The sequence below is a fragment of the Pseudomonas sp. GW822-FHT07A10 genome (assembly GCF_058798795.1).
In genome coordinates, this window is record NZ_JBXAKV010000003.1 from 322,223 (window position 1) to 345,782 (window position 23,560).

20 protein-coding genes are annotated in these 23,560 nt (G+C 59.8%); 6 read left to right on the top strand and 14 right to left on the bottom strand.

Features of this window, described 5'->3' with window-relative positions; translation table 11 throughout:
• The gene (gene cobA, locus AC1RL4_RS07770; protein WP_019579754.1) at window positions 1-765 is read left to right on the top strand and encodes a uroporphyrinogen-III C-methyltransferase; all 765 of its coding nucleotides are present in this window, start codon (window positions 1-3) and stop codon (window positions 763-765) included.
• A gap of 84 nt (window positions 766-849) precedes the next feature.
• On the opposite strand, the gene AC1RL4_RS07775 is transcribed toward cobA, so the two are convergent.
• From AC1RL4_RS07775 to ppsA, 8 genes are all read right to left on the bottom strand, one after another.
• On the bottom strand, window positions 850-1,881 hold the full coding sequence (locus AC1RL4_RS07775; RefSeq protein ID WP_019579753.1) for an OmpA family protein: 1,032 nt from the start codon (window positions 1,879-1,881) through the stop codon (window positions 850-852).
• Window positions 1,882-1,988: 107 nt separating this feature from the next.
• On the bottom strand, window positions 1,989-2,579 hold the full coding sequence (sigX, locus tag AC1RL4_RS07780) for an RNA polymerase sigma factor SigX (RefSeq protein WP_026331741.1): 591 nt from the start codon (window positions 2,577-2,579) through the stop codon (window positions 1,989-1,991).
• A gap of 86 nt (window positions 2,580-2,665) precedes the next feature.
• A complete protein-coding gene (locus tag AC1RL4_RS07785; RefSeq protein WP_007940637.1) occupies window positions 2,666-3,490 on the bottom strand; it encodes a mechanosensitive ion channel family protein in 825 nt (274 codons plus the stop codon).
• Window positions 3,491-3,492: 2 nt separating this feature from the next.
• On the bottom strand, window positions 3,493-3,741 hold the full coding sequence (locus AC1RL4_RS07790) for a hypothetical protein (RefSeq protein ID WP_007940635.1): 249 nt from the start codon (window positions 3,739-3,741) through the stop codon (window positions 3,493-3,495).
• Window positions 3,742-3,804: 63 nt separating this feature from the next.
• A complete protein-coding gene (locus AC1RL4_RS07795) occupies window positions 3,805-4,800 on the bottom strand; it encodes a zinc transporter ZntB (protein WP_019579752.1) in 996 nt (331 codons plus the stop codon).
• A 37-nt stretch (window positions 4,801-4,837) separates the two neighbouring features.
• A complete protein-coding gene (rraA, locus tag AC1RL4_RS07800) occupies window positions 4,838-5,329 on the bottom strand; it encodes a ribonuclease E activity regulator RraA (protein WP_019579751.1) in 492 nt (163 codons plus the stop codon).
• Window positions 5,330-5,521: 192 nt separating this feature from the next.
• Window positions 5,522-6,511 (bottom strand): alpha/beta fold hydrolase, encoded by a 990-nt coding sequence (locus AC1RL4_RS07805; RefSeq protein WP_019579750.1) that lies wholly within the window; start codon window positions 6,509-6,511, stop codon window positions 5,522-5,524.
• A gap of 95 nt (window positions 6,512-6,606) precedes the next feature.
• Window positions 6,607-8,982, bottom strand: coding sequence for a phosphoenolpyruvate synthase (ppsA, locus tag AC1RL4_RS07810; RefSeq protein WP_019579749.1), 2,376 nt, complete (start codon window positions 8,980-8,982; stop codon window positions 6,607-6,609).
• Window positions 8,983-9,156: 174 nt separating this feature from the next.
• Here ppsA and ppsR point away from each other — a divergent pair, with 174 nt between their 5' ends.
• Window positions 9,157-9,975, top strand: a complete 819-nt coding sequence (gene ppsR, locus AC1RL4_RS07815) for a posphoenolpyruvate synthetase regulatory kinase/phosphorylase PpsR (protein WP_007940629.1) — start codon at window positions 9,157-9,159, stop codon at window positions 9,973-9,975.
• A 116-nt stretch (window positions 9,976-10,091) separates the two neighbouring features.
• Here the strand turns inward: ppsR and prpD are convergent, their stop codons facing one another.
• The 6 genes from prpD to AC1RL4_RS07845 all read right to left on the bottom strand — a co-directional run bounded on the left by prpD (window position 10,092) and on the right by AC1RL4_RS07845 (window position 18,458).
• The gene (gene prpD, locus AC1RL4_RS07820) at window positions 10,092-11,576 is read right to left on the bottom strand and encodes a 2-methylcitrate dehydratase (protein ID WP_230174192.1); all 1,485 of its coding nucleotides are present in this window, start codon (window positions 11,574-11,576) and stop codon (window positions 10,092-10,094) included.
• A 139-nt stretch (window positions 11,577-11,715) separates the two neighbouring features.
• Window positions 11,716-12,906 (bottom strand): 2-methylaconitate cis-trans isomerase PrpF, encoded by a 1,191-nt coding sequence (gene prpF, locus AC1RL4_RS07825; RefSeq protein WP_019579747.1) that lies wholly within the window; start codon window positions 12,904-12,906, stop codon window positions 11,716-11,718.
• Window positions 12,907-12,958: 52 nt separating this feature from the next.
• The gene (gene acnD / locus AC1RL4_RS07830) at window positions 12,959-15,553 is read right to left on the bottom strand and encodes a Fe/S-dependent 2-methylisocitrate dehydratase AcnD (protein WP_493119407.1); all 2,595 of its coding nucleotides are present in this window, start codon (window positions 15,551-15,553) and stop codon (window positions 12,959-12,961) included.
• Window positions 15,554-15,664: 111 nt separating this feature from the next.
• Window positions 15,665-16,792: a bifunctional 2-methylcitrate synthase/citrate synthase gene (prpC, locus tag AC1RL4_RS07835; RefSeq protein ID WP_018925251.1), complete on the bottom strand. Its 1,128-nt coding sequence runs from the start codon at window positions 16,790-16,792 to the stop codon at window positions 15,665-15,667.
• Between the two features lie 56 nt (window positions 16,793-16,848).
• Window positions 16,849-17,739: a methylisocitrate lyase gene (gene prpB, locus AC1RL4_RS07840; RefSeq protein WP_018925250.1), complete on the bottom strand. Its 891-nt coding sequence runs from the start codon at window positions 17,737-17,739 to the stop codon at window positions 16,849-16,851.
• A complete protein-coding gene (locus tag AC1RL4_RS07845; protein ID WP_007902102.1) occupies window positions 17,736-18,458 on the bottom strand; it encodes a GntR family transcriptional regulator in 723 nt (240 codons plus the stop codon). Before AC1RL4_RS07845 ends, prpB begins: the two co-directional genes overlap by 4 nt.
• Window positions 18,459-18,755: 297 nt before the next feature.
• Here AC1RL4_RS07845 and rloA point away from each other — a divergent pair, with 297 nt between their 5' ends.
• From rloA to pabB, 4 genes are all read left to right on the top strand, one after another.
• Window positions 18,756-19,292 (top strand): retropepsin-like aspartic peptidase RloA, encoded by a 537-nt coding sequence (gene rloA / locus AC1RL4_RS07850; RefSeq protein ID WP_019579744.1) that lies wholly within the window; start codon window positions 18,756-18,758, stop codon window positions 19,290-19,292.
• Between the two features lie 5 nt (window positions 19,293-19,297).
• Window positions 19,298-20,833, top strand: coding sequence for an osmotic stress tolerance membrane protein RloB (rloB, locus tag AC1RL4_RS07855; protein ID WP_019579743.1), 1,536 nt, complete (start codon window positions 19,298-19,300; stop codon window positions 20,831-20,833).
• On the top strand, window positions 20,833-21,819 hold the full coding sequence (locus AC1RL4_RS07860) for an alpha-L-glutamate ligase-like protein (RefSeq protein WP_019579742.1): 987 nt from the start codon (window positions 20,833-20,835) through the stop codon (window positions 21,817-21,819). The genes rloB and AC1RL4_RS07860 overlap by 1 nt, the downstream gene beginning before the upstream one ends.
• Window positions 21,820-22,064: 245 nt before the next feature.
• Window positions 22,065-23,402: an aminodeoxychorismate synthase component I gene (pabB, locus tag AC1RL4_RS07865; protein ID WP_028941076.1), complete on the top strand. Its 1,338-nt coding sequence runs from the start codon at window positions 22,065-22,067 to the stop codon at window positions 23,400-23,402.
• Window positions 23,403-23,560 lie beyond the last annotated feature (158 nt).

Here is a 23,560-nt window from a genome sequence, read left to right on the forward strand (position 1 = left end):
ATGAACGCAAAAGTCTGGCTGGTGGGTGCGGGTCCCGGCGATCCGGAATTGCTGACCCTCAAGGCGGTTCGCGCGTTGCGCGAAGCGGACGTGGTGTTGATCGACGATCTGGTCAATCCTGCGGTGTTGGAGCATTGCTCGAATGCCCGGATTATTCCTGTGGGCAAGCGCGGTGGCTGTCGCTCCACGCCTCAAGCCTTCATTCATCGCCTGATGCTGCGTTATACCCGCCACGGCAAATGCGTGGTGCGGCTCAAGGGTGGCGATCCGTGCATCTTCGGGCGCGGTGGTGAAGAGGCGCAGTGGTTGCGTGAACGTGGCGTCAAGGTTGAGCTGGTCAATGGCATCACCGCTGGCCTTGCCGGCGCGACCCAATGCGATATTCCGCTGACGCTGCGGGGCGTAGCACGTGGCGTGACACTGGTCACGGCCCACACTCAGGATGACAGTAGCCTGAACTGGCAGGCCCTGGCTCAAGGCGGCACCACGTTGGTGATCTACATGGGTGTCGCAAAACTGAGCGAGATTCGTGAGCAACTGCTGGCCGGAGGTATGGCAGCGGATACACCGGTGGCAATGATTGAAAACGCTTCGCTGCCGTACCAACGGGAATGTCGGAGTGACCTGACAGCGATGGAAGAGGATGCCCTCAGCTTTCAGTTGAAAAGCCCGGCGATCCTGGTGATCGGTGCCGTGGCAGCCTGTGCAACTTCATCTCTGTGGGAGCGTGGGTTGCCCGCGATGACGGCCGATCAATCAGCCTGAACCCTACCTATCGCCCCCACTTCACCAAATCGCAGACAAAGAAAAGCCCGGCCTAAGCCGGGCTTTTCTTGAGCTGCGAGCTAATTACTTAGCTGCTGCTTCAACCTTCGCTTCTACGCGACGGTTTACAGCGCGACCAGCTTCAGTGGCGTTGTCAGCAACTGGGCGGGATTCGCCGTAGCCAACAGACTGAACGCGGGACGGCGAAACACCGTACTGGTTGGTCAGAACTTGCTTAACGGCGTTTGCACGACGCTCGGACAGTTTCTGGTTGTAAGCGTCAGGACCGACGGAGTCAGTGTGACCTTCAACAACAGTAGTGGTGGATGGGTACTGCTTCATGAAGTCAGCCAGGTTTTTGATGTCGCCGTAGCTGTTAGGCTTGACTACCGACTTGTTGAAGTCGAATTTCACGTCCAGCTCAACACGAACAACTTCAGCAACTGCTGGGCAGCCATCAGCGTCAACAGTTACGTTGGCTGGGGTGTCTGGGCACTTGTCAACGTTGTCGCAAACGCCATCGTTGTCGCTGTCGGAGCAAACTTCAGCCGGTGCTGGAACTGGAGCAGCAGCAGGCTTGGAGCCGCCACCGAAGTTCACACCGATACCGACGCTAGGAGCCCACTCGGTGTCGCCCTGGTCGATGTTGTACTGAGCTTCAACGCCAGCACGGGCGTAGAAGTTTTCAGTGAAGTACAGCTTGGCACCGCCGCCAACGTTGGCGAAAGTGGAGCGGTTACGACCCGAACCGTTCTGGCCAATGCTCTGGTCCGAGAAACCGGCAGAAACGTATGGACGGATCATGTCGCCTGGGTTGTTGAAGTGGTACAGAGCGTCCAGAGCGGTATCAGCGCCCTTTACGTTGCGACCATCATCTGCACGTACGTTGTGCACTTCGTCGTAGGCCAGACGCAGTTCTACGTCGTCGGTCAGGAAGTAACCAACCGAGCCGCCGAACAGGTTGCCGTTGTTCTTGAAGTTACGATCGCTGTCGTACTGTTCTTTCTTGGCGAAGCCTTCGATTTCAACTGCGCCTTGGCCTTGTGCCAGCGCGCCGAACGAAGTAGCGGCAATAAGAGAACCAATGGCCAAGCCCAAGGTGTTTTTCAGTTTCATCCGTTAAATCCCCATCTGGTGATTGTGAAGCAGTCCCGCAAACCGGGGGACAACTCGGCGGCAAGTCTATCAGAACTTGCCTACACGTAAGAGATATTTGCGCCAAACTAAGTTTCGGCAATGCCTGCAAATTTCTCACGCAATTTGTCTAGAGCGCGTTTGTACCGCATTTTTGTTGCACTCAAACCCATGTGCATGATGTCTGCGATCTCCTGAAACTCCAGCTCTGCGACAAAACGTAGCACCAGAATTTCACGGTCAATCGGGTTCACATACACCAGCCAGCGATCAAGTCCGCCCTTCTCCTCGGGTTTCGGCGCCTTTTCTTCAGACGCTTCCTCGAGGGGGTCCAGACTCAAAGCGTCCATCAAGCGACGCTTACGCCGTTCCTTCCGATACTGTGTGATGCACTCGTTGTACGTAATGCTGTAGAGCCACGTTTTGAACTTCGATTTGCCCTCGAAGTTCTTCAGGCCGTACAGCACCTTCAACATCACTTCCTGACAGACATCGTCTGCATCACGATCGTTCCCCAGATACCGTGCACAAACGTTAAATAATGTTCGCTGGTAACGCCGCATCAGTTCTTCATAGGCGCGCGTTACGTGAAACAGCTCGGAGTGCGAGCGCGCGACCAACTCCTCATCAGAGAGCTCGCGGGGGTCGTAGCGCGTGGAGAGCGATTGAGCTTTATTCAAAACAAGTCGGGCCGACAGTCAGGTCAATGTCCGCCGCTGCCCTTCAGGGCAATTTGCGGCGGCATACATTAGCAGGATTTGCCGGGTTAGCGGCTACTCACATGCTGCTCCAGGAGAATCCGATTCGAGAGAGAGACTAGCTCACCCTCGTCGGTCAGCACCGTGGTTTTCACCGTGCCGATCTCTTCGATCTGCCCTTCGACCTCGCCAACACGCACTTGTTGCCCAACCTGATACAACTCACGCACATAGATTCCCGCAAGAATCTGACCAGCAATTTCCCGGCTTCCCAACCCCATGGCCAGCGCAACCGCCAGACCAACGGTAATCAAGACGATCACAATCACGTGGTTGAGCAGGTCTGTCTTGACCTCCAACTGGCTGATCGCAACCGAAATACTGATGATGATCACCAGGCCCTGGGCAATCCGCCCCAGTCCCGCGGCGTAATCCAGCCCTACGCCTTCTGCCGCGCCACGCACCAACCCATTGGCCAGTTGCGCCAGCAAGACACCTACCAGCAGCACCAGCGCCGCGCCGAATACTTTCGGAACATACAACGCCAGCATGTCCAGCGTAGCCGAAACTCGTTCAAGTCCAAGGGATTCTGCGGCAGAAACGAGAAAAATCAGCAGGACGAACCAGTAAACAATTTTGCCGATCAGCGTCGAAATAGGCACCTGGAGGCCGGCGCGGGACAGCAATTTGGTCAGTCCGGTGCCGCCCATCAGGCGATCAAGGCCCAATTTGGCGAGCAATTTTGAGAGCAGCGTGTCCAGCAGCTTGGCCACGACAAAACCCAGCAGCAGCACAACCAGTGCGCCAAACAGGTTCGGAATGAAGTTCGCAACTTTGGTCCACAACGCAGTCATTGCAGTGACGAGGCTCTGAGTCCAGAGATCAAGTTCCATATTCAATCAGCCTTATCAGCAGTGCGAGCGGTAGGTTTACGCAGACGAGAAACCGGCGCGACATGGGCCGATCCGTTATTCAGGGCAATCATCAGCGCGGGCAGCCAACGGCCCAGCAGGCTGAACAGATCACCGGCACCGACCTGGCGGTTGGCGGTTTTCAGTACACGCCCCAGACAGGCATCGTCGTCACGGCTGGACGGCGATGCTTTGAGCATGTCACGCAAAGACTGTTCAAACGGATCGTGCATACGCACCTCTCGTGATGTCTGTCAAAGACGCGGTTAAATTTGGTCGGGTCACATGGCTCATCGTCAGACCCAGCGCAAACGTCGGAATAACCACCACTGCCCCAGCGCTACCAAGATCATCAACAGGCAGGCGATCAGGAAGCCGTAGGGGCTGGCAGAGAACGGAATACCGCCGACGTTGATGCCCAAAAGACCGGTCAGAAAACTCATCGGCAAAAAGATCCCGGTGATGATCCCGAAGCGGTACATCGTGCGGTTCATGCGCACGCTCAAACGCCGGTCTTCAGCCTCCAGGACCAGCCCCACGCGCTCCCGGGTCAACTCCAGTTCCTCGAGATACCGGGTCAGGCTGTTGTTCAATTCGTTCCAGTAATCGCCATCGTCTTCGCAGAACCACGGCAGTTTTATCCGCGTCAGCTGACCGAAAATATCCCGCTGCGGCGCCAGAAAACGCTTCAGTCCAGCGGCTCTGCGGCGGATGTGCAAAATGGCGCCATGTTCGGGAGTATACCGTTCGTCGGCATCGAGCTTTTCTTCCTCCTCATCGACCACCTCGGAGAGGCAAGCGACCAGATCCTGCACCTTGTTGGTCAGGTATTGCGCCATATAGAGGATCAGTTCGGAAGCTGTTCTAGGCCCCTTGCCCTCGGCCAGTTGCACCAGCAGCTCATCGGTGGCGCGCAACGGTCGCAGACGCAGGGAAATCACCCGTTGGGCCGAACCGAAGATCCGCACCGAGACCATGTCTTCCGGCTCCGCGCCCGGGTTCAAGTTGACCCCACGCAAAAACAGCAGCAGTTCAGAGTCCGGCAGCGGTAAAAGACGCGGTCGGGTGTTCTCTTCCAGCAACAAATCGCAACTAAATTCACTCAGCCCGCTGGATTTGCGCAGCCAGGTCTGGGTTTGCGGGTGACTGCGATCCCAGTGCAGCCACAGGCTTTCATGGGCCTGCAGCTGCAAGTCATCGAGTTCAGTCCGGGCTATCGAACGCGCACCGCCTTTACCGTCCAGCACCAGGGCATGCACCAGCCCCCACTGCGCGTTTTCTTCCTCGAACATCCTCACCCCTATTCTTGAAACAAAAAGCCAGCAGCGCTTATTCAGGCATTTTCAGCGGGCTTGGCGAGACGATCACGCCGTTGTTGTCCGCATAAACGTAGTGGCCCGGGTGAAAGGTCACGCCCGCGAAGGTCACGGCAACGTTGAGATCGCCAACACCGCGCCTGTCGGTTTTCATCGGGTGACTGGCCAGGGCCTGAACCCCCAGATCAGTTTGCGCGATGACGTCGACGTCGCGGATGCAACCGTAGATCACCAGCCCTTCCCAACCGTTGTTCGCGGCTTTCTCGGCCAGCATGTCGCCCAACAGCGCGCGGCGCAGGGAACCGCCACCGTCGACCACCAGCACCTTGCCGTTGCCCTTGAGCTCGACTTGCTCCTTGACCCGCGAGTTGTCTTCGAAACATTTGATGGTCACGATTTCGCCGCCGAAAGAATCACGGCCGCCGAAATTGCTGAACATCGGTTCCAGCACCTGCACCAGCTCCGGATAGGCGTCGCACAGGTCAGGCGTGAGGTAATGATTCATCGAGAAACTCCTGTAACAAGGAAGACAATCGAGTATGCAGCATACTCGGGCCAAGGCTGGACGGTTGCAAATCGCTCCGCTCGCACGAACCCAGCGACCGCATCAGTCACTCAAAGTGACCAGAACCACTCAATGCGTCACATATTAGCCGCAAGCCGACCAGAGAGAAATGCCCTTGTTAGAGCATCAGGCTCAAATCGCTGTGGCCAAATCCGGCTTTTCACCCAGTAAAGGCGTCTGTTGATCCGCCAGCCAGCGCGCTACCAACGGCCAGACTTCAGCCTGTGCAGCCTTGCTGACCAGCATTTCCACGTGACCGAAATTATCGCCAAAGCCGTGCTCGCGGCCAAGGGTGATGAACTGCTTGTGCTCGGAGCCGACTTGATCGAACAGCTTATGGCAGGCCCAGGTCGGGTCCTGATGATCGCCCGCGGCACTCACGGCCAGCACCGGCAATTGCACCTCGGCCAACCCCGCCCACCAGTCTTTGTCGGCATCGCCGAAGCGGCCGAACAGCCCGTACCAACGCATGCTTTCCAGGGCCAGGCCTATCGGCTCGTCCTCCGGGCCGCGTTTGAGCCGTGAGCCCGACAGTTGGGCAAAACGCTTGAGAATGAAGCGCCCGCTCCACTCCACTGGTGGAAACTTCAACGGCCAGTAAGTACGGCTGACTTGCGTGCCGAAAAACGCCGCAGAAGCCACGGCGGGCTCGCCCAGGTACTGGCCGCCCAACGCCGCGGCGAGGGTAATGCCGCCCAGCGAATGGCCGATCCAGTGCGGGATCTGGCCGCTTTGCTCGCGCACGAACGCGCCAATGGCCGGCAAATCGTAACGCGCATAGTCGGCGACGCTGTTCTGGCGATAGTTCTGGTTGCGCTGAGACAGGCCGTGACCGCGCATTTCCGGAATCCACACATCGAATCCCAGACGCGTCAGGTAAGCGCCCAGGCCCAAACCTTTGGGAGAAAACCAGAACCGCCGATTGGAAAAGCTGCCGTGCAGCAGAATCACCGGCACGCCACGCACCGCCGGCTCATCGGCCAGGCCCAGGCGTGTCACAGCCAGCTCAACGGTGCCGTCGGGGCTGTTGCCGGGTTTCAAACGATAGACGTCTTCGCTCAGATCGCCGCGCCGCTCGGCGCTGATCAGGGCGACAGGAAATAGGTTGCTGCTACTTTGCATATGCTCTTGCACAAAAAAGGGCGGCATCCAGAGGAGCCCGCCCTACTTGAATCTCTGAAAGGGCCGATCACAGATCGGCCCTTTCACTCACACCATCAAGCCGAAGCCTGACCTTCAGCCAGGAAGAACCAGGTTTCCAGTACGGAATCGGGGTTCAGCGAAACGCTTTCGATGCCCTGCTCCATCAGCCACTTGGCCAGGTCCGGGTGGTCCGAAGGGCCCTGACCGCAGATGCCGATGTACTTGCCGGCCTTGTTGCACGCGGCAATGGCGTTGGCCAGCAGTTTCTTGACTGCAGGGTTACGCTCGTCGAACAGGTGCGCGATGATCCCGGAGTCACGGTCCAGGCCCAGTGTGAGCTGGGTCAGGTCGTTGGAGCCGATGGAGAAACCGTCGAAGAACTCGAGGAATTCTTCAGCCAGGATCGCGTTGGACGGCAGTTCGCACATCATGATCACGCGCAGACCGTTGTCGCCACGGGCCAGACCGTTTTCAGCCAGCAGATCGACCACCTGGCTCGCTTCGCCCAGGGTACGGACGAACGGCACCATGATCTCAACGTTGGTCAGGCCCATCTCGTTACGCACGCGCTTGAGGGCGCGGCACTCGAGCTCGAAGCAGTCACGGAACGATTCGCTGATGTAACGCGAAGCGCCACGGAAGCCCAGCATCGGGTTTTCTTCTTCCGGCTCGTAGAGTTTGCCGCCGATCAGGTTCGCGTATTCGTTGGACTTGAAGTCCGACAGACGCACGATGACCTTTTTCGGCCAGAACGCTGCCGCCAGGGTGCTGATGCCTTCGACCAGTTTGTCGACATAGAAGCCGACCGGGTCGTTGTAACCGGCAATGCGCTTGTCGACGCTGTCCTTGATTTCCTGCGGCAGGCCGCCGTAGTTCAACAGCGCCTTGGGGTGCACGCCGATCATGCGGTTGATGATGAATTCCAGACGGGCCAGGCCCACACCGGCGTTCGGCAGTTGCGCGAAGTCGAAGGCGCGGTCCGGGTTGCCGACGTTCATCATGATCTTGAACGGCAGCTCCGGCATGGCATCCACGGAGTTTTTCTTGATGTCGAAGCCCAGTTCGCCTTCGAAGATGTAACCGGTGTCGCCTTCAGCGCAGGAAACGGTCACGCCCTGGCCGTCTTTCAACAGCTGGGTGGCGTTGCCGCAACCGACCACGGCCGGGATGCCCAGCTCGCGAGCGATGATCGCCGCGTGGCAGGTACGGCCGCCACGGTTGGTGACGATGGCGCTGGCGCGCTTCATGACCGGTTCCCAGTCCGGGTCGGTCATGTCGGAAACCAGCACGTCGCCCGGCTGGACTTTGTCCATCTCGGACACGTCCTTGATGATCCGCACCTTGCCGGCGCCGATGCGCTGGCCGATGGCGCGACCTTCCACCAGCACAGTGCCGGTTTCTTTCAACAGGTAACGTTCCATGACGTTGGCCTGGGTGCGGCTCTTCACGGTTTCCGGACGGGCCTGCACGATGTAGAGCTTGCCGTCGTCGCCGTCTTTGGCCCATTCGATGTCCATCGGGCACTTGTAGTGCTTCTCGATGATCATCGCCTGCTTGGCCAGTTCGCTGACTTCGGCGTCGGTCAGGCAGAAACGAGCGCGATCAGCCTTGTCGACATCGACGGTCTTGACCGAACGACCGGCCTTGGCTTCGTCGCCGTAGATCATCTTGATGGCTTTGCTGCCCAGGTTGCGACGCAGGATGGCCGGGCGGCCGGCTTCCAGCGTGCCTTTGTGGACGTAGAACTCATCCGGGTTCACCGCGCCTTGTACGACGGTTTCACCCAGGCCGTAGGCGCCGGTGATGAACACCACGTCACGGAAGCCCGATTCGGTATCGAGGGTGAACATTACGCCGGCAGTGCCGGTCTCGGAGCGGACCATGCGCTGCACGCCAGCCGACAGGGCCACCAGCTTGTGGTCGAAGCCCTGGTGGACGCGGTAGGAAATGGCGCGATCGTTGAACAGTGAAGCGAACACCTCTTTGGCGGCGCGAATGACGTTTTCGACACCACGGATGTTCAGGAAGGTTTCCTGCTGACCGGCGAAGGAAGCGTCCGGCAGGTCTTCGGCGGTAGCGGAAGAGCGCACGGCCACGGCCATGTCAGGGTTGCCGGCCGACAGCGTGGCGAACGCGGTGCGGATCTCGGCGTTGAGCTTCTCGGGGAACTCGGCTTCCATGATCCATTGACGGATCTGGGCGCCGGTCTTGGCCAAGGCGTTTACATCATCGACGTCCAGGGCGTCGAGGGCGGCGTGGATCTGATCGTTCAGGCCGCTCAGTTCCAGAAAATCACGATAAGCCTGAGCTGTCGTGGCAAAGCCACCTGGCACCGATACACCGGCGCCTGCAAGGTTACTGATCATCTCGCCCAGGGATGCGTTCTTGCCCCCCACATGCTCTACATCATGGACGCCGAGCTTATCGAGGGAAACTACGTACTCTACCAAGGTGATCTCTCCACTAACTGTGTTGGAAAAGCTCAGAAGCCGGCGACTCGGGGGAGCCTTTGCCGGCTGTATGGCCTGGACCTGGAAAATAAGTGAGAATGCGGGCCATCGGTGGCCGACAAATCGCGCCTACTATATCCAAGAATCGTCACTAGCTTAAGGCCCAAGGTGCAAATGAAACGATCTGCTTTCTTTATCTCCGATGGCACCGGCATTACCGCCGAAACCCTCGGCCAAAGCCTGCTGGCGCAGTTCGAAAACATTACCTTCAGCAAAATCATACGACCGTATATCGACGACGTAGATAAAGCGCGGGCCATGGTACAACAAATCAACAAAGCCGCCGAAAACGATGGTTTTCGTCCGATTATTTTCGACACCATTGTCAATCAGGACATTCGTGAGATTCTCGCAACGTCGAATGGTTTCATGATCGACATTTTCTCGACCTTCCTGGCGCCCCTTGAACAGGAGCTGACCGAGCATTCTTCCTACACCGTCGGCAAATCCCACTCCATCGGCCATAACTCCAATTACATGGAGCGCATCGAGGCGGTGAACTTCGCCCTCGACAATGACGATGGCGCCCGCACGCACTATTACGACAAAGCTGACCTGATACTAGTAGGCGTGTCGCGATGCGGCAAAACACCGACGTGTTTGTACATGGCCATGCAATTCGGCATCCGCGCAGCCAACTATCCGCTGACCGAAGACGACATGGAGCGTCTGCAACTGCCGACCGCCCTGCGCGCCCACCAGCACAAGCTGTTCGGCCTGACCATCGATCCGGACCGCCTCACCGCAATCCGCAACGAACGCAAGCCCAACAGCCGCTATTCGAGCTACGCGCAGTGCGAATTCGAAGTGCGCGAGGTGGAGAATCTGTTCCGACGCGAGAACATTCCCCACATCAATTCAACGCATTTCTCCGTGGAAGAGATTTCGGCGAAGATTCTGGTGGAAAAAGGTGTGGAGCGGCGGTTCAAGTAGCTTCCCGGCGCCTGCTCCACCGCCTTCGCGGGCAAGCCTTGCTCCTACAGGGTTCGGTGTGAATCACGTGACCTGTAGGAGCCAGGCTTGCCCGCGAAGAACGATAACGCGGCCAGCTAGATCACAAACAAATCCACAAACCGGTTCACCGGCGTCGCCTCAAGTGCTGCCGGGTCCTTGCACAGCGCAAGGATCCCGGCGCTTCGCTGAGCAGTGAAACGTGTTGCCAGATTGGCCTTGAATTTTTCTTCCAGCAACGGAATGCCATCAGCACGGCGCCGGCGATGACCAATCGGGTACTCCACCACCACGTTATCGGTGCTGGAACCATCCTTGAAGAACACCTGCAGCGCATTGGCGATGGAGCGTTTGTCCGGTTCCAGGTATTCGCGGGTGAAACACGGGTCTTCGACAATGACCATCTTGTCGCGTAGCACATCGATAATCGGGTGCGCGGCGTGGAAGTCGTCTTCGTACTGCTCAGCTACCAGATTGCCGAATACCAGAGGCACGGCGGTCATGTACTGGAGGCAGTGATCGCGGTCCGCGGCGTTGGCCAGCGGGCCGACCTTGGAGATGATGCGGATCGCCGATTCGTGGGTGGTGATAACGATCCTGTCGATTTCATGCAGGCGATTCCTGACCAATGGATGCAGGGTGACGGCTGCTTCGCAGGCCGTTTGCGCGTGGAACTCGGCGGGAAAGCTGATCTTGAACAGCACGTTTTCCATCACATAGCTGCCGAACGGCCGGGAAAAACTGAAAGCGCGCTTGCCTTCAGGCTTGAGCCCCAGGTCGTTGTTGGTGTGGCTGAACAGTACATCGTAGAAACCCCATTGCTTGGCGGTCAGTACGCCGGGGATGCCCATCTCACCACGCATCGCAATGTCCGCCAGACGCACGCCCCGACTGGTCGCATCTCCGGCCGCCCAGGATTTACGCGATCCGGCGTTCGGCGCATGCCGGTAAGTGCGCAGCGCCTGGCCGTCGGCAAAGGCATGGGACAATGCCGACAGCAGTTGCTCGCGATTGGCGCCCATGAGTTTGGCAGTGACGGCGGTCGAGGCGACTTTCACCAGAATCACGTGATCGAGACCGACGCGGTTGAACGAATTTTCCAGGGCGATCACGCCTTGAATCTCGTGCGCCATGATCATGGCTTCCAGCACAGCGCGAATGGTCAACGGGGCGTCGCCATTGGCCAGGCGCTTTTGCGACAGGTGGTCGGCCACCGCGAGAATACCGCCGAGGTTATCGGACGGATGGCCCCATTCGGCGGCGAGCCAGGTGTCGTTGTAATCGAGCCAGCGGACGATGCAACCGATGTCCCAAGCGGCCTTGACCGGGTCGAGACGATAGCTGGTGCCGGGCACGCGGGCGCCGCAGGGAACGACAGTGCCTTCGACGATAGGGCCCAGGTGTTTGGTGCATTCGGGGAAACGCAGCGCCAGTAAGCCGCAGCCAAGGGTGTCCATCAGGCAATTGCGGGCAGTATCAAGCGCCTCGGGCGACTGGATGTTGAAATTGAGGACGTAGTCGGCGATGTCCTGCAGAACCGTGTCGTAGTCGGGGCGGGTGTTCAGGTCGACGTTGGCGCTCATGTTCGATTCACTCTTGAAGTGGTTCGTTGATGGGACCTCGGTTCAGGGTAGTCTCAGTCGGTACAACACTCTTGTTTTGGAAATGCATCACCTGTGGGAGCAGCGCTCCCGCAGGGATTTGTGTATGCCTGGATTGAGGTTAGAAACAATCCCCCGGCACACGGACATATCCTTCCATCAACACCCGCGCACTGCGGCTCATGATGGCTTTTTTCACCGTCCACTCACCGTTGACCTGAGCGGCCTCGGCGCCCACGCGCAAGGTGCCGGACGGATGACCGAAGCGCACGGCGTTGCGTTCGATGCCGCCCGCCGCCAGATTGACCAGCGTGCCGGAAATCGCTGCCGCCGTGCCGATCGCCACCGCGGCCGTGCCCATCATGGCGTGGTGCAGCTTGCCCATGGACAGCGCGCGCACCAGCAGGTCGATGTCGGTGGCTGCGATTTTCTTGCCGCTGGACGCGATGTAATCCGCCGGCTTGGCGACGAACGCGACCTTCGGCGTGTGCTGGCGCTTGGCGGCTTCATCCAGGTGTTCAATCAGCCCCATGCGCAGCGCACCGTAAGCGCGGATGGTTTCGAACATTGCCAACGCCTCCAGGTCACTGTTGATCGCGCCCTGCAACTCGGTGCCGGTGTAGCCGATGTCTTCGGCGTTGATGAATATGGTCGGGATACCAGCGTTGATCAGGGTTGCCTTAAGCGTGCCGACGCCCGGCACTTCAAGGTCGTCCACCAGATTGCCGGTGGGGAACATCGAGCCACCGCCGCCCTCTTCTTCCGCCGCCGGATCCATGAATTCGAGCTGCACTTCGGCGGCCGGAAAGGTCACGCCGTCGAGTTCGAAATCACCGGTTTCCTGCACCTCGCCATTGGTGATCGGCACATGAGCGATGATGGTCTTGCCGATGTTGGCCTGCCACACGCGCACCACCGCCACACCGTTGTGCGGAATGCGGCTGGCATCCACCAGGCCATTGCTGACGGCGAACGAACCGACCGCCGCCGACAGGTTGCCGCAGTTGCCGCTCCAGTCGACGAAGGGCTTGTCGATGGCGACCTGACCGAACAGGTAATCGACGTCGTGATCGGCCTTGATGCTTTTCGACAGGATCACGGTTTTGCTGGTGCTGGACGTCGCGCCGCCCATGCCGTCGATTTGCTTCTCGTACGGATCGGGGCTGCCGATCACGCGCAGCAACAAGGCATCGCGGGCGGTGCCTGGCATCTGCGCCGCTTCGGGCAAATCCTTGAGGCTGAAGAACACGCCTTTGCTGGTGCCGCCGCGCATGTAGGTGGCAGGGATTTTTATCTGAGATGCGTGAGCCATATTGATCCTGTATGGCCAGCGCGGGACTTGAAATCCCGCGCGGCTCGTCGTGTTAAACGGCAACCGCCGACTCTTCGAGGAAGTCCTGAGCGAAACGCTGCAACACGCCGCCGGCCTCGTAGATCGACACTTCTTCGGCGGTGTCGAGGCGGCAGGTCACCGGCACTTCGACGCGTTCACCGTTCTTGCGGTTGATCACCAGCGTCAACGTCGCGCGCGGGGTGCGATCGCCAATCACGTCATAGGTTTCGCTGCCATCTATCCCTAAGGTTTTACGATTGGTACCCGGCAGGAACTCCAGCGGCAACACGCCCATGCCCACCAGGTTGGTGCGGTGAATGCGCTCGAAACCTTCGGCGGCAATCGCTTCCACCCCCGCCAGACGCACGCCTTTGGCCGCCCAGTCCCGGGACGAACCCTGGCCATAGTCGGCACCGGCAATGATGATCAGCGGCTGTTTGCGCTCCATGTAGGTTTCGATGGCTTCCCACATGCGCATCACTTTGCCTTCCGGCTCCACGCGAGCAAGAGAACCCTGCTTGACCTTGCCGTTTTCCTGCACCATTTCATTGAACAGTTTCGGGTTGGCGAAGGTTGCGCGCTGCGCGGTCAAGTGGTCGCCGCGGTGCGTGGCGTAGGAGTTGAAGTCCTCTTCCGGCAGGCCCATTTTCGCCAGGTACTCACCCGCCGCGCTGTCGAGCATGATCGCGTTCGAAGGCGACAGGTGATCGGTGGTGATGTTGTCCGGCAGCACCGCCAGCGGGCGCATGCCCTTGAGCGGACGCGCGCCGGCCAGCGCGCCTTCCCAGTACGGCGGACGACGGATGTAGGTGCTCATCTCGCGCCAGTCGTACAGCGGCGTGACTTTCGGGCCGGTATCTTCGTGGATGGCGAACATCGGAATGTACACTTGGCGGAACTGCTCCGGCTTGACCGAGGCCTTGACCACCGCGTCGATTTCTTCGTCGCTCGGCCAGATGTCTTTCAGGCGGATTTCCTTGCCATCGACCACGCCCAGTAAATCTTTTTCGATGTCGAAACGGATGGTGCCGGCGATGGCATAAGCCACCACCAATGGCGGCGATGCGAGGAACGCCTGCTTGGCGTACGGGTGAATCCGCCCGTCGAAGTTGCGGTTGCCGGAGAGTACGGCGGTGGCGTACAGGTCGCGGTCGATGATCTCTTGCTGGATCACCGGATCCAGCGCGCCGGACATGCCATTGCAGGTGGTGCAGGCGAAGGCCACGACGCCGAAACCGAGTTGCTCCAGCTCTTTGGTCAGGCCGGCTTCATCCAGATACAGCGCCACGGTTTTCGAACCGGGTGCCAAGGACGACTTGACCCATGGCTTGCGGGTCAGCCCAAGCTTGTTGGCATTGCGCGCCAGCAGGCCGGCGGCAATGACGTTGCGCGGGTTGCTGGTGTTGGTGCAACTGGTGATGGCAGCGATGATCACCGCGCCGTCCGGCATCTGGCCGGGCACATCTTCCCACTGGCCGGAGATGCCTTTGGCAGCCAGATCCGAGGTCGCAACACGCGCATGCGGGTTGCTCGGGCCGGCCATGTTGCGCACCACCGAGGACAGATCGAAGCTCAACCCGCGCTCGTATTGCGCGCCTTTGAGGCTATCGGCCCACAGGCCGGTCTGTTTGGCGTAGTTCTCGACCAGTTGCACTTGCTCGTCTTCACGGCCGGTGAGTTTCAGGTAGTCAATGGTCTGCTGGTCGATGTAGAACATTGCCGCAGTGGCGCCGTATTCCGGGGCCATGTTGGAAATGGTCGCGCGGTCGCCAAGGGTGAGGTTTGACGCGCCTTCACCAAAGAACTCCAGCCATGCGCCAACGACTTTTTGTTTGCGCAGGTATTCGGTCAGCGCCAGCACCATGTCGGTGGCGGTGATGCCCGGTTGCAGCTTGCCGGTGAGTTCGACGCCAACGCTTTCCGGCAGACGCATCCACGAGGCGCGACCGAGCATCACGCTTTCCGCTTCCAGACCACCAACGCCAATGGCGATCACGCCCAGCGCATCAACGTGCGGGGTATGACTGTCGGTGCCGACGCAGGTATCGGGGAAAGCCACGCCGTCGCGCACCTGGATCACCGGCGACATTTTCTCCAGGTTGATCTGGTGCATGATCCCGTTGCCTGGCGGGATCACGTCGACGTTCTTGAAGGCTTTCTTGGTCCAGTTGATGAAGTGGAAACGGTCTTCGTTGCGACGGTCTTCGATGGCGCGGTTCTTTTCGAACGCCTTGGGATCGAAGCCGCCGGACTCGACGGCCAGCGAGTGATCGACGATCAATTGCGTTGGCACCACCGGGTTCACTTGCGCTGGGTCGCCGCCTTGCAGGGCGATGGCATCGCGCAAGCCGGCAAGGTCCACCAGGGCGGTCTGGCCGAGAATGTCGTGGCACACCACGCGGGCCGGAAACCACGGGAAGTCGAGGTCGCGTTTGCGCTCGATCAGTTGCTTCAGGGAATCGGTGAGCGTGGCCGGGTCGCAGCGACGCACGAGGTTTTCCGCCAGCACGCGGGAGGTGTACGGCAGGGTGTCGTAGGCGCCGGGTGCAATGGCATCGACCGCCGCACGGACGTCGAAATAATCCAGAGAGCTGCCGGGCAGCGGTTTGCGGAATTCAGTATTCATCGTCAGGACTCGGTCACGGTAATTTCAATAGGTAGGCGCCTGGCACCGGGCTGAACCCCGACCTGCAGGGTTCCCGGTTCCTTCAGTAACCAGTACCGGCGCCCTCCCCGGTCAGCGTTGTTCGATTGGCACGAACTTGCGCTGTTCGACGCCGACGTACTCGGCGCTCGGGCGGATGATGCGGTTGTTGGCACGTTGTTCGAACACATGCGCCGCCCAGCCGGTCAGGCGTGAGCAGACGAAGATCGGTGTGAACAACTTGGTCGGGATGCCCATGAAGTGGTACGTCGAGGCGTGGTAGAAATCGGCGTTCGGGAACAGTTTCTTCTGTTCCCACATGGTTGCGTCGATGGCTTCTGAAACCGGGAACAACACCGTGTCGCCCACTTCGTCGGCGAGTTTTTTCGACCAGCCCTTGATCACCTCATTGCGCGGATCGTTGTCCTTATAGATCGCGTGGCCGAAGCCCATGATCTTGTCCTTGCGTGCCAGCATGCCGAGGGTGCCCTCGACCGCCTCTTCCGGCGAGCTGAAGCGCTCGATCATTTCCATCGCCGCTTCGTTGGCCCCGCCGTGCAGCGGGCCGCGCAGGGAACCGATGGCGGCTGTAATGCAGGAATACAGATCCGACAGCGTCGAGGCACACACCCGGGCGGTGAAGGTCGAGGCGTTGAATTCGTGTTCCGCGTAGAGGATCAGCGAAACGTTCATCACCTTGACGTGCAACTCGCTCGGCTTCTTGTCGTGCAACAGGTGCAGGAAATGGCCGCCGATGCAGGCTTCGTCGGTCACGCAGTTGATGCGCTTGCCGTCGTGGCTGAAGCGATACCAGTAGCACATGATCGCCGGAAACGCGGCCAGCAGGCGGTCGGTTTTGTCGTGCTGCTCGGAGAAATCCTTCTCCGGCTCGATGTTGCCCAGGAACGAGCAACCGGTGCGCATCACATCCATCGGATGGGCGTCGGCAGGGATGCGCTCCAGCACTTCTTTCAGCGCTTGCGGCAGGTCGCGCAGCTTGCTTAGTTTCTCGGTATAGCCGGCCAGTTGTAACTGGGTCGGCAGTTCGCCGTACAGCAGCAGGTAAGCCACTTCTTCGAACTGTGCGTCCGCCGCCAGTTCGCGCACGTCGTAACCGCGATAGGTCAGGCCGGCGCCCGACTGGCCCACGGTGGACAGTGCGGTTTGCCCGGCAACCTGGCCACGGAGCCCGGCGCCACTGAGTACTTTTGCTTCGGCCATTGCTGTCTCCAATCTTGAATTTGTTAGGGAATCGGCAAGTTGTGTGGGATTGCGCCTTACTTCTTCGCCGCAAACAACGCATCGAGCTTCTGCTCGAACGTGTGGTAATCGATGCGATCGTAAAGCTCCATGCGCGTCTGCATGGTGTCGATGACGTTCTGTTGCGTGCCGTCGCGGCGGATCGCGGTGTAGACGTTTTCGGCAGCCTTGTTCATCGCGCGGAACGCCGACAGCGGGTACAGCACCAGCGACACATCGGCACCGGCGAGTTGCTCAGTGGTGTACAGCGGTGTCGCGCCGAATTCGGTGATGTTGGCCAGGATCGGCGCTTTCACGCGGCTGGCGAACAATTTGTACATCTCAAGCTCAGTGATGGCTTCCGGAAAGATCATGTCGGCGCCGGCCTCGATGCACGCAGCGGCGCGATCCAGTGCAGACTCCAGACCTTCCACCGCCAAGGCGTCGGTGCGGGCCATGATCACGAAGCTATCGTCGGTGCGCGCATCGACGGCCGCTTTGATGCGGTCGACCATTTCCTGCTGCGAGACGATCTCTTTATTAGGACGATGACCGCAACGCTTGGCGCCGACTTGGTCTTCGATGTGAATTGCCGCCGCGCCGAACTTGATCATCGACTTGACGGTACGGGCGACGTTGAACGCCGAGGAACCGAAACCGGTGTCCACGTCCACCAGCAGCGGCAGGTCGCAAACGTCGGTGATGCGGCGCACATCGGTCAGCACGTCATCCAGGCCGGTAATGCCCAGGTCCGGCACGCCGAGGGAGCCGGCAGCCACCCCGCCCCCCGACAGGTAGATAGCCTTGAAACCGGCGCGCTTGGCCAGCAGCGCGTGGTTGGCGTTGATCGTGCCGACCACTTGCAGCGGATGCTCGCTGGCGACCGCATCGCGGAAACGCTGGCCTGGAGTGCTCTTGTTGGAACTCATGACTCACCTCGTTCAGTGGCTGTCGGGTTAGCGCCGTCCTGGTAGTGACGGGCGATATTGCGTTTGGAGGCGCCGATGTGACGGCGCATCAACAACTCGGCCAGCTCACCGTCACGGTCGGCGATGGCATCGAGAATTCGGTGGTGCTCGGCAAACGCCTGGCGTGGCCGATTGGGCGTGGTGGAAAACTGGATGCGGTACATGCGCACCAGTTGATAGAGCTCGCCGCAGAGCATCTGGGTCAGGGTGCGGTTGCCGCTGCCCTGGATGATCCGGTAATGAAAGTCGAAATCGCCTTCCTGCTGGTAATAGCCGACGCCTGCCTGAAACGCCGCATCGCGCTCGTGGGTTTCCAGCACCCGGCGCAGTTCGTCGATTTCTTCAACGGTCATGCGTTCAGCCGCCAGACGGCACGCCATGCCTTCCAGGGATTCGCGGATTTCGTAGAGTTCCAGCAATTCGGCGTGACTCAACGACACCACCCGCGCCCCGACGTGCGGCACGCGAACCAGCAGGCGTTGGCCTTCCAGTCGGTGGATCGCCTCACGCAACGGCCCGCGGCTGATGCCGTAGGTGCGCGCCAGCTCCGGCTCGGAGATCTTGCTGCCCGGGGCGATCTCACCCTTGACGATGGCCGCCTGAATGCGTCGGAAGACGTTTTCGGAAAGTGTTTCCGAGTCGTCCTGAACCGTGACCGGGGGATCGAGTTGATCCAGCATATTGTCGACACCTTTAAAAGCAATGTCGCAAAAATTAGCGAATAAGGCCGGTTACGTCAAAGGATAAATAGACATTGTCGACAATCGTCTAATAACCGCTTGCACCATAAAGAAGCAGCACCCCCGGTTACAGCCGTCCGCCAGCGCTGGCGCCGTAAAACCACCGTGCTAGAATGCCGCCCGCATTTGCTTGTCATCTGCATTGCCTGTCATAAAAAAAGGATAGGCATACGAGGGAGCTTGTGCAGCAATGCCAGGGCCTTGAATTGAAGAACGGACCGCTGCGCATCAGGATTTATGAGACTCAAGCTCTTCACCACATTTCTTTGTCTTCTTGGCCTGTCAGGTTTTGCCGCGGCAGGGGAAAAGACTGTGTACGGCCTCAATGAGTACGCGTCGCTGGATGGCATCAACCTGGAAGTTGCTGCCAAACTCGACACCGGGGCGAAAACCGCCTCGCTGAGCGCCCGCGACATCAAACGGTTCAAACGCAATGGCGAATCCTGGGTGCGCTTCTATCTGGCCATCGACGCCGCGCATTCGCACCCGATTGAACGACCGCTGGCCCGTGTCAGCAAGATCAAGCGCCGGGCCGGCGACTACGACCCGGAAGAAGGCAAGAAGTACACCGCCCGTCCGGTCATCGAGCTGGATATCTGCATGGGGTCGGCTTTACGCAGTATTGAAGTGAACCTGACTGACCGCAGTGCCTTCCAATACCCGCTCTTGATCGGCTCCGAGGCACTCAAGCGTTTCGATGCGCTGGTCGATCCAAGTCTTAAATACGCTGCTGGCAAACCTGCCTGCGCCACCGACGCACATACCGCAGAGTAATTCCAATGCGCTCTCTTACCCTCCATCTGAAATTGCTGATCGCCATCCTGGTGGTGCTGGGCATTTCAGTTACGGCCTATCAGATTTTCGTGCTCGGTATTCCGGTGACTGAAGACGCCACCGATGACTTGTGGAACATCGACGCCAAGGTCGAGTTCGTCGCCAACGCCAAAGACCCGATCAAGATCCAGATGTTCGTGCCGCCGCTGAGCCGCGACTACGTGAGCCTTAACGAGAGTTTCATTTCCAATAACTACGGTGTGGCAGTGAACCGTGTCGACGGCAACCGCAAGGTCACCTGGTCGGCGCGTCGGGCCAAGGGCAACCAGACCCTTTATTACCGCCTGGTGCTGACCAAGCGCTACACCGGCGAAAAATCCAAGGTCAAAGGGGCGACCTTCCGCGACAGCATCGCCGTCGAAGGTCCGGAAAAAATCGCCGCCGAAGCCTTGCTCGCACCGATCCGCCAGCATTCGGCTGACGTCGAAACTTTCATCGGCGAAGCCATCAAGCGTGTCAACAACCTCAACGACGACAACGTGAAACTGCTGCTGGCCGGCGATCCGTCCACCGCGAACAAAGCCAAAATCGTCGAGCTGGTTCTGTCCATCGCCCACGTGCCGGTGGAAAAGGTCCATACCATCCGCCTGGTGGCCGATCAGCCGCAAACGCCTGAACTCTGGCTGCGCAGCTTCAACGGCACCGACTGGCTGTACTTCAACCCGGAAACCGGCGAACAGGGACTGCCCACCGACCGCTTGCTGTGGTGGACCGGCGATGAAAACCTGATCACCGTCGATGGCGGCAAGAAAGCCAACGTCACCTTCAGCCTGAACAACAGCGAAATGAACGCCATTCGCCTGGCCAAGCTGACCGACGAGAACTCCGACGCCAATTTCCTCGATTACTCGCTGTACGGCCTGCCGCTGGAAACCCAGCAGACCTTCATGATCATGGTGATGATCCCGATCGGCGTGCTCGTGATCCTGATCCTGCGCAACCTGATCGGCATCCAGACACTCGGCACCTTTACCCCGGTGCTGATCGCCCTCGCCTTCCGGGAAACCCAACTCGGCTTCGGCATCGTGCTATTTACCATCATCACGGCGCTGGGGCTGTCGCTGCGCTCCTACCTTGAACACTTGAAACTGCAAATGCTGCCGAGATTGTCGGTGGTGCTGACCTTCGTGGTGGTGCTGATCGCAGCCATCAGTCTGTTCAGCCACAAACTCGGCCTGGAGCGCGGGTTGTCGGTGGCGCTGTTCCCGATGGTGATTCTGACCATGACCATCGAACGCCTGTCGATCACCTGGGAAGAGCGCGGCGGCGGCCATGCCATGAAAGTAGCGATCGGCACGCTGTTCGCCGCCTCCCTGGCGCACCTGATCATGAGCGTGCCGGAGCTGGTGTACTTCGTGTTCACCTTCCCGGCGGTCCTGCTGATCCTGGTGGGTTTCATGCTGGCCATGGGTCGCTATCGCGGCTACCGCCTGACCGAGCTGGTGCGTTTCAAGGCTTTCCTGAAGGAGGCTGACGCCTGATGTTCGGTCTCTGGAAGACCTGGAAAGCCCTGGAGGCCCGGGGCATCATGGGGATCAATCGGCGTAACGCCGACTACGTGCTCAAGTACAACAAGCGCAGCCTGTACCCGATCGTCGATGACAAGATCATCACCAAGGAGCGCGCCATCGCCGCCGGCATCCACGTGCCGGAGCTGTACGGCGTGATCTCCACCGAGAAGGAAATCGATAACCTCAAGGAGATCATCGGCGGGCGCACCGACTTCGTGATCAAACCGGCCCAGGGCGCCGGCGGCGACGGCATCATTGTGGTTGCCGACCGGTTCGAGGGGCGCTATCGCACAGTGTCCGGCAAAATCATCGCCCATGAGGAACTCGAGCACCATATCTCGAGCATCCTCACCGGCCTGTACTCCCTGGGCGGGCACCGCGACCGTGCACTGATCGAATACCGCGTGACCCCGGACCAGATCTTCAAAAGCATCAGCTATGAAGGTGTGCCGGACATCCGCATCATCGTGCTGATGGGCTATCCGGTGATGGCCATGCTGCGCCTGCCGACCCGACAGTCCGGCGGCAAGGCCAACCTGCACCAGGGCGCCATCGGCGTCGGTGTCGACCTGGCCACCGGCCTGACATTGCGCGGCACCTGGCTGAACAACATCATCAACAAACACCCGGACACCACCAACGCGGTAGACGGCGTGCAACTGCCCTACTGGGACGGCTTCATGAAACTGGCCGCCGGCTGTTATGAGCTGTGCGGGCTGGGCTACATCGGTGTCGACATGGTGCTTGACCAGGAGAAAGGGCCGCTGATTCTTGAGCTCAATGCCCGGCCTGGGTTGAACATTCAGATCGCCAACGATTGCGGACTGACGTTGCGTACCCACGCGGTCGAGGCGCGACTCGAAGAGCTGAAGGCGCGCGGGATCACCGAAACGGCGCAGGAACGTGTGGCGTTCGTTCAGGAATTGTTTGGGCATATTCCGGCGGTTGAGGGCTGACCTGTGGCGAGGAGGCTTGCCCCCGTTCGGCTGCGCAGCAGTCGTAAAACCGGCTAATGCGGGTTATCTGATACACCGGGGGAGAATGACGTGGGGTCGCTGCGCAACCCAACGGGGGCAAGCCCCCTCGCCACAGGTCTTGCGCAGCTGCTCTCAACCTGCCAATCCCCGACATCCCCTCTAGGAGCAAATCCTGCAGAGGACTACAATCGCTCCCCCGCCTCGTTGGCTGATCTGCCCCGCCCATGTTGACCTGTTCTGTACACCCGCTGCCCTATCGCGCCAACCCTGCCGAGTACTTCACGGCGATTCGTCATGCCCCTGGTGCCGTGCTGCTCGACAGCGGCCGGCCGAGTGCCGAACGTGGGCGTTTTGACCTGCTCAGCGCCTGGCCGCTGGAGCAACTGGCCGTGTTGCCGGATGAAAGCGGCAGCCATTTCCTGCAACGCCTTCGCAAGAACCTTACACGGCTCGGTGAAGCAACCGTCTCTGACGATTTGCCCTTCGCCGGTGGCCTGATCGGCTACCTGAGCTACGACTTCGGCCGGCATCTGGAAAACCTGCCGAGCCAGGCGCGGGACGATCTGCAATTGCCCGACGCACGCTTCGGGCTGTATGACTGGGCGCTGATCAGCGATCACCACCAGGCCACCAGTCAACTGGTGTTCCACCCGACGCTGATCGATAGCGAGCGACAACGGCTGATCGAACTGTTCACTCAGCCCACCACCGAGAACATCCAGCCGTTCAAGCTGGACGGCCCGATGAGTGCCGACCTGAGCGCTGACGACTATCGGCAAGCCTTCGAACGCATTCAGCAGTACATCCAGGCTGGCGACTGCTATCAGGTCAACTTCGCCCAGCGCTTTCGCGCCCAATGCCAGGGCGATCCGTGGGCGGCCTATTGCGCGCTGCGGGCGGCTTGCCCGACACCGTTTTCCGGCTTCCAGAGCCTGCCCGACGGCGACGCGGTGCTGAGCCTGTCGCCGGAGCGCTTCGTCAAAGTCAGCGAGCGCCACGTCGAAACCCGCCCGATCAAAGGCACCCGCCCCCGCGGGCTGACCGCTGCCGAAGATGCAGCGAACGCCGCCGAACTGCTGGCCAGCCCCAAGGATCGCGCGGAAAACCTGATGATCGTCGACTTGCTGCGCAACGATCTGGGTCGTACCTGCCGTATCGGCTCGGTACGGGTGCCGGAGCTGTTCAGCCTGGAAAGCTATCCGAACGTGCATCACCTGGTGAGCAGCGTTACCGGCGAACTGGCGGATGACAAGGACGCACTGGACTTGATCGCCGGCAGCTTCCCCGGCGGCTCGATTACCGGCGCGCCAAAAATTCGCGCCATGCAGATCATCGATGAACTGGAACCGACCCGTCGCGGGTTGTATTGCGGTTCATTGCTGTATCTGGACGTGCGCGGGGAGATGGACAGTTCCATCGCCATTCGCAGTTTGTTGGTCAAGGATGGGCAGGTGTGCTGCTGGGGCGGCGGGGGGATCGTCGCGGATTCGGATTGGCAGGCGGAGTATCAGGAATCGATTACCAAGGTGAAGGTGCTGCTCGAAACGTTGCAGAACCTCTGATATCGCACTTCTGTGGCGAGGGGGCTTGCCCCGTTGGGGTGCGAAGCGCCCCTAAAATCCGACACCGCGAATTTTCAAATAGAACGCATGCACCGGTTTGCGACTGCTTCGCAGCCGAACGGGGCGATGCGGCGTTCCGACAAGCCCCCTCGCCACAG

Bases quoted from the DNA above. Each gene is read 5' to 3' on its own strand.
- cobA (WP_019579754.1), top strand. From the start codon at position 1: ATGAACGCAAAAGTCTGGCTGGTGGGTGCGGGTCCCGGCGATCCGGAA.
- AC1RL4_RS07775 (WP_019579753.1), bottom strand. From the start codon at position 1,881: ATGAAACTGAAAAACACCTTGGGCTTGGCCATTGGTTCTCTTATTGCC.
- AC1RL4_RS07785 (WP_007940637.1), bottom strand. From the start codon at position 3,490: ATGGAACTTGATCTCTGGACTCAGAGCCTCGTCACTGCAATGACTGCG.
- AC1RL4_RS07790 (WP_007940635.1), bottom strand. From the start codon at position 3,741: ATGCACGATCCGTTTGAACAGTCTTTGCGTGACATGCTCAAAGCATCG.
- AC1RL4_RS07795 (WP_019579752.1), bottom strand. From the start codon at position 4,800: ATGTTCGAGGAAGAAAACGCGCAGTGGGGGCTGGTGCATGCCCTGGTG.
- rraA (WP_019579751.1), bottom strand. From the start codon at position 5,329: ATGAATCATTACCTCACGCCTGACCTGTGCGACGCCTATCCGGAGCTG.
- AC1RL4_RS07805 (WP_019579750.1), bottom strand. From the start codon at position 6,511: ATGCAAAGTAGCAGCAACCTATTTCCTGTCGCCCTGATCAGCGCCGAG.
- ppsR (WP_007940629.1), top strand. From the start codon at position 9,157: ATGAAACGATCTGCTTTCTTTATCTCCGATGGCACCGGCATTACCGCC.
- prpD (WP_230174192.1), bottom strand. From the start codon at position 11,576: ATGAGCGCCAACGTCGACCTGAACACCCGCCCCGACTACGACACGGTT.
- prpF (WP_019579747.1), bottom strand. From the start codon at position 12,906: ATGGCTCACGCATCTCAGATAAAAATCCCTGCCACCTACATGCGCGGC.
- acnD (WP_493119407.1), bottom strand. From the start codon at position 15,553: ATGAATACTGAATTCCGCAAACCGCTGCCCGGCAGCTCTCTGGATTAT.
- prpC (WP_018925251.1), bottom strand. From the start codon at position 16,792: ATGGCCGAAGCAAAAGTACTCAGTGGCGCCGGGCTCCGTGGCCAGGTT.
- prpB (WP_018925250.1), bottom strand. From the start codon at position 17,739: ATGAGTTCCAACAAGAGCACTCCAGGCCAGCGTTTCCGCGATGCGGTC.
- AC1RL4_RS07845 (WP_007902102.1), bottom strand. From the start codon at position 18,458: ATGCTGGATCAACTCGATCCCCCGGTCACGGTTCAGGACGACTCGGAA.
- rloA (WP_019579744.1), top strand. From the start codon at position 18,756: ATGAGACTCAAGCTCTTCACCACATTTCTTTGTCTTCTTGGCCTGTCA.
- rloB (WP_019579743.1), top strand. From the start codon at position 19,298: ATGCGCTCTCTTACCCTCCATCTGAAATTGCTGATCGCCATCCTGGTG.
- AC1RL4_RS07860 (WP_019579742.1), top strand. From the start codon at position 20,833: ATGTTCGGTCTCTGGAAGACCTGGAAAGCCCTGGAGGCCCGGGGCATC.
- pabB (WP_028941076.1), top strand. From the start codon at position 22,065: ATGTTGACCTGTTCTGTACACCCGCTGCCCTATCGCGCCAACCCTGCC.